Genomic DNA, 4987 nt, shown 5'->3' with positions numbered 1-4987 from the left:
GGTCAACTTGGGATATGGCCTACCGCTCTTCCCCGAATCTGTGTGCGTCGAATGCATGCTCAAGGCAGCGGCTAACGGCTCACCGTTTGCGGCACTGCAATGAGCGAATTTTTCTTTGCCAACACGCCTGCTGACGATCAACAGCTAGCGCGGTTGGCCGATGCACTGATGTTGCATGATGCACCCGCCGGGCGGCTTTGGGCACTGATCGATGTTGCCCTGGTCGGAGCCGAGCGGTTCGGCGCTTTCAGAAAACGCATGAAGTTTCAAACCTACAATGCGTTGGCCGAATCCTCGCTGGTGGCATTTGGTCAGCATGCCCCGCATTTTCTGGAATGCCCGGAAGATCAGGAAGCGCTCCACGACACCATCCGGCAGTTGTACCGTTTTGCCGGAAGCGCAACGGCGGTGAGTTGGCTGTGGAGCGATCAATCACGCATTACGTTGCAGCGAATGGCGGGTTATTTGGCCAAGGTCCAGATAGAAGACAAAAAAGCGCCTGTGCATTGTCGTTTCGCCGATACGCGGGTCCTCCCGCACTTGTTGCAGGTGCTGACGCCAATCCAGAGCTTACCCGTCCGCGATGCGGTGTCCGCCTGGTACTGGCTGGGGCGCGAAGCCGGTACGGAAGCATGGCGTCCGCACGACACCGTAGCGGATGGCGCTGGCCCGGCACCTGCACCCCTGAGGCTATCGATCGGTCAATTCCGTGCGATGCAGGTGGCTGCTGAGCCCGATGCATTGTTTTCGTCGCTGCTCGACAAGACTCCGGAGCTTGTGCCGGCTGACGATAGAGGCCAATTCCATCGCCTCATCCAACAGCTCTTGCAGACGGCAAACGCGCTCTCACTCAGCACGCAGCAGGATCGTCTCCAGTTCGTGACCCTCAGTTTTTCTTGCGGAAACGACTTTTATGAAATTCCTGCCCTGCAGCCGGTGTGGAACTCAATTGCCCAGCACAAGATCGGTCTTTGCGATTCGATGCGCTCGTGGGGCGATGCCATCTGGAACGCCCTTGAAGCCCGTCGAGATCGAATCGGTGCCTGATAGTCACAAGCACCGGCGCAGTCGGCCTGCAAAGACCAGGCGCGGCCTGCTGCATCGCATGGTGCCTGGGCTGTCCCGCGTACTACTGCTGTGCGCGTTGCTGCCGCTTGGCGCCTGCTCCAAGCCCGCGGGCGAGCAGGCAGACGGCGGGATGGCAACAGCCAATATCAGCCCTTATAACCACACTGGTGACCACATTGGTCAGCTCTATGTAAACGGTCAGTGGGGAGGAAACTCCTACGCCTACGGCGGCGGGGGAACTTTTGTCTGCTGCATCAGCTATCCAAGAAAATGGAAGCCGGATCTTGTTGCAAAGGTTAAATGGACTACGTCAAGTTCAAATCCATCTGATCCTCGTGTACTGACATGGCACGAAAAGGTTGTACCGATCGAGCGCTATGAGAAAAGCGGAACACGATTAAACGTCCATTTTTTACCCAACAACGACGTCCGCCTCATTATCTGGAATGGTGCATCAGGGACAGAGGGCTACCCTGGTCCGCCACCGCCAGAGGCTCCGCCGGACTGGCCGCCGTGGGAACATGCGCAATCCGGTCAGGACCCGCCGCTTGCGCCACCCAAAGCTCCCCGGCGCTGACCCTTCATCAGTCGCTGCAACCGCATCGCAGCATCGATCTGATTCCACACCGAGGTTGGACGCGTTTTATCTTGTAGAAGTAGTATTCAAACACCTTGCCAGGTCACCTTCCTGTATTTATGAACATGATGACGAGATGAGCGCCGATCACATTCCACCGCATTCCATATCCGCCCCCGGCCACCGCGCTGCCAAGCATGGCAAGGAAGATGGCCGCTCCAGGCTTGACGTCGTGCGCTGGCTGTCAACGCTGCTGCTGTTGAGCGTGCTGCTGCCGCTCGGCGCCTGCTCCAAGCCTGCAGGCGAGCAGGCAGACGGCGGGATGGCAACAGCCAATATCAGCCCTTATAACCACACTGGTGACTATATCCATCAGCTATATATTGATGGACAGTGGGGTGGGAATTCATATGCCTACGGCGGCGGCGGCAGTTTTGTGTGCTGCATTACCTATCCTCGACAGTGGCATCAAGGACTCAAGGCCAAGGTTCGGTGGACGACATCTAGTTCGAATCCGAACGCAACGTCAGAAGAAGGTAAGCCGACATGGCACGAAAAAATCGTACCGATCGAGCGCTATGAGAAAAGCGGCACCACCTTGAACGTACATTTCCTGCCTGAAGGACAGGTGCGCCTGCTCATCACGAACTTGAGTGCCGGTCATCCCGACTATCCTGGTCCGCCACCGCCAGAGGCTCCGCCGGACTGGCCGCCGTGGGAGCATGCGCAATCCGGGCAGGACCCGCCGCTGGCGCCACCCAAGCCGCCTGAACCTTGAACATTACCTGCGCCGCAAGCCGCACCGCCACATCGCAAGGAGACAGACATGGCATTTAGACAGGGGTGGTACCAGACCCGCCGCGAGACCGGCGGCCCCAACGAAGGCCGGGTGCATTGCCGTTATTTCGTGGATGCGTCGACCTACAGTGCGCAGTGCATCGTAGAGGCCAACGGCGCGCAAATCCTGACATGGCAGGCGCAGGACCCCGCGCACTACCGCAAGGCTGCCTGGTCGAGCGAGTATGTGGCGCTGGCCAGTGCCAAGCCGGGCGACTGGTGGGACAACCCGGCGACATCTGCAGGCTACAACCCCGACATTCCCGGGGATTACTCGCGTGAAAAGCGCAAGCCGACCGCCCGCGAATTGTGCCAGCGTGCCAGCCATGTCGATCCGGCCGCCACCGATGGGCTGCAGTGCAACAAGGAGATCCATGTCGGCATCTTCTTCGATGGCACCAATAACAACATGGAGCGCGACCGCCCGCTATTGGGGCATTCCAATATCGTCAGCCTGTTCGATGCGCACAAGGACGACCGGAAGACCTGTTTCCGCTACTACATCCCCGGGGTCGGCACGCCCTTCAGGCAGATTTGTGAAATGACCGAGTCCGATGACGGGAAGGCCTTTGCCAGCGGTGGCGAATCGCGCATCTACTGGGCCATGCTGCTGGTCTATAACGCCGTCTGCCGTGCAGCCACTAGCGCAGATTTATTGCAGGAAGCCGAGATGACCCAACTGGTCACCAGCTACGGCGGCGGGTTGAAGACGGCCTGGCACCTGGGCAACGACAAGACGCGCACGGTGCTGCACGGCGTGCATCAGCGCCTGCTCACGGCGGTGGAAGGGCGGCGCCCCACCGTGCTGCGCCTGAACCTGTCGGTGTTCGGTTTTTCCCGTGGCGCTGCGCAGGCACGCACCTTCTGCAACTGGCTGCAGGAGGCCACCGGGGGCGTGGTGGGCACGGCCACGCTCAGGCTGCGCTTTGTTGGCCTCTTCGACACCGTGGCCTCGGTCGGCCTGGCCGACTCCTCGCCGGTGGGGACCGGCTTCATGGATTGGGCCGACGGCACGATGGAAATCCAGGGGGTCGAACGTGGCCTGCACTACGTAGCGGCGCATGAAATCCGCCGCTCGTTCCCGTTGTCCACCGCGCGCGGCCAGGGGGGCAGTGCAGTATCGGGGCTGAGCGAGTACATCTATCCGGGCGCGCATTCGGATCTGGGCGGTGGCTACTCACCGGGTGACCAGGGCAAGGCGGCCGGAGCGCGCGCCAAACTGCTGTCGCAGATACCGCTTAACGATATGCATTTTGAAGCTATAAATGCTGGAAGTGAACTTAAGCGCAAAGATCAGCTTCCGTTGGAAATCAAGGCAGATTTCTTGGTGGACGAGGGCCTTGATTCTGCATTCTCCGCTTACACCCAATGGACCACCCAACTCGACGAAAAGGCCGATGACGTGGCCTCGCGCGCCAAGGCCGAGGTGGATGGACGCATGCAATACCACATGCAGTTGTACTGGCGTTGGCGCGCAAGCAAGCAAACCGACGCGCAGTTCAAGCAGATGGTGAGCTATCGCACGGCCAGCGCTCAGGACAAACAGGACCTGTGGGAGGCCGAGGGAGACTGGCGCCGGGACATGGAACAGGCGCGGCGTGCGGTCGAAACGCCGGCACCGCGTTCCACCGTCGGCGCTGTCAGCCGTGCCCTGTATCAGGCGGTCAAGCAACAGGTACAGGTTCCCCCGCTCGTGGATGCCTTTTTCGACCAGCATGTGCACGACTCGCACGCAGGCTTCTGGTTGCTGGGGCCGCAGACCACCTACGACCGCCAGGTCTATATCAACGAAGTCAAGGCGAAACAGAAAACCTACGAAGAGTTGACGGAACTTGCGCGGACTACCACGAGTCCTGAGTCGAGTTTTGCGCTCCACGCGCAGGCATTGACCTACCAACTGAACAACTTCGAACGGCGCGTGCTGGACGTAGCGGCCACCGGATCAGCGGAGTTCCCATTGATGACCGATGCCGACGCTGCCGACATGGCCAGCCATAAAGGCATCAAGACACAAGCAGCCTTATGGGCGATGGGCACGGGCACACGGCGCGAGGCGAACGGGCATGGTCAATATCGCCGGCTATTCGACCGTAGTTGATGTGACGCGGCAGATGTTCACTTGCGATCATTTGCCGACACACGGACCGCCAGGCGCAAGTTGGCCCGCTCCATCGGGCTGATGACCCAGGCGCCGCCGGCGCAGCTGCTGCTGACGCGGGTGTGGCATGCGGGCATCAACAACCTGCCGGTGGACGTGCGCGCGGCGGTGCAGGCGCAGCTGGGCGCCGCGCCGGCGTGGCCGGACGCCAGCGCGGTGGCGGCAGGCAGCAGCTGGGCGCAGGCCGAGGCGGTGGGCTACGGCAACGCCTTCGAGGCGGTGGACCGGCAGCAGCCGTGGCGGCCGGTGCTGGCCGACGGCACCGGGGCGCGTCTGAACCCGCGTCCGACCGCGCCGGGCTACCAGAGCGCCATCGTGGTCGGGGCCGATGGCAGCACCGGCGGCAG

The 4987-nt window shown here is 61.2% G+C and carries 4 protein-coding genes and 1 pseudogene; all 5 read left to right on the top strand.

Annotated elements, in window-relative coordinates:
- Positions 1–99: 99 nt before the first annotated feature.
- Positions 100–1047, top strand: a complete 948-nt coding sequence (locus XBLMG947_RS20630; protein WP_065470384.1) for a DUF4123 domain-containing protein — start codon at positions 100–102, stop codon at positions 1045–1047.
- A gap of 58 nt (positions 1048–1105) precedes the next feature.
- On the top strand, positions 1106–1645 hold the full coding sequence (locus XBLMG947_RS22280; protein ID WP_083993315.1) for a DUF3304 domain-containing protein: 540 nt from the start codon (positions 1106–1108) through the stop codon (positions 1643–1645).
- A gap of 55 nt (positions 1646–1700) precedes the next feature.
- Positions 1701–2423, top strand: a complete 723-nt coding sequence (locus XBLMG947_RS22275; protein WP_245228290.1) for a DUF3304 domain-containing protein — start codon at positions 1701–1703, stop codon at positions 2421–2423.
- A 246-nt stretch (positions 2424–2669) separates the two neighbouring features.
- Positions 2670–4580, top strand: a complete 1911-nt coding sequence (locus tag XBLMG947_RS20620; protein WP_245228289.1) for a T6SS phospholipase effector Tle1-like catalytic domain-containing protein — start codon at positions 2670–2672, stop codon at positions 4578–4580.
- 21 nt (positions 4581–4601) lie between these two features.
- A pseudogene (locus tag XBLMG947_RS20615) lies at positions 4602–4987 on the top strand (type VI secretion system tip protein VgrG); the annotation flags it as partial.

Origin of the sequence: Xanthomonas bromi, from assembly GCF_900092025.1 — a bacterium.
Classification (GTDB): Bacteria; Pseudomonadota; Gammaproteobacteria; order Xanthomonadales; family Xanthomonadaceae; genus Xanthomonas; species Xanthomonas bromi.
The sequence above is the reverse complement of the archived record's forward strand: the minus strand, read 5'-3'. Positions and strand labels throughout refer to the sequence as shown.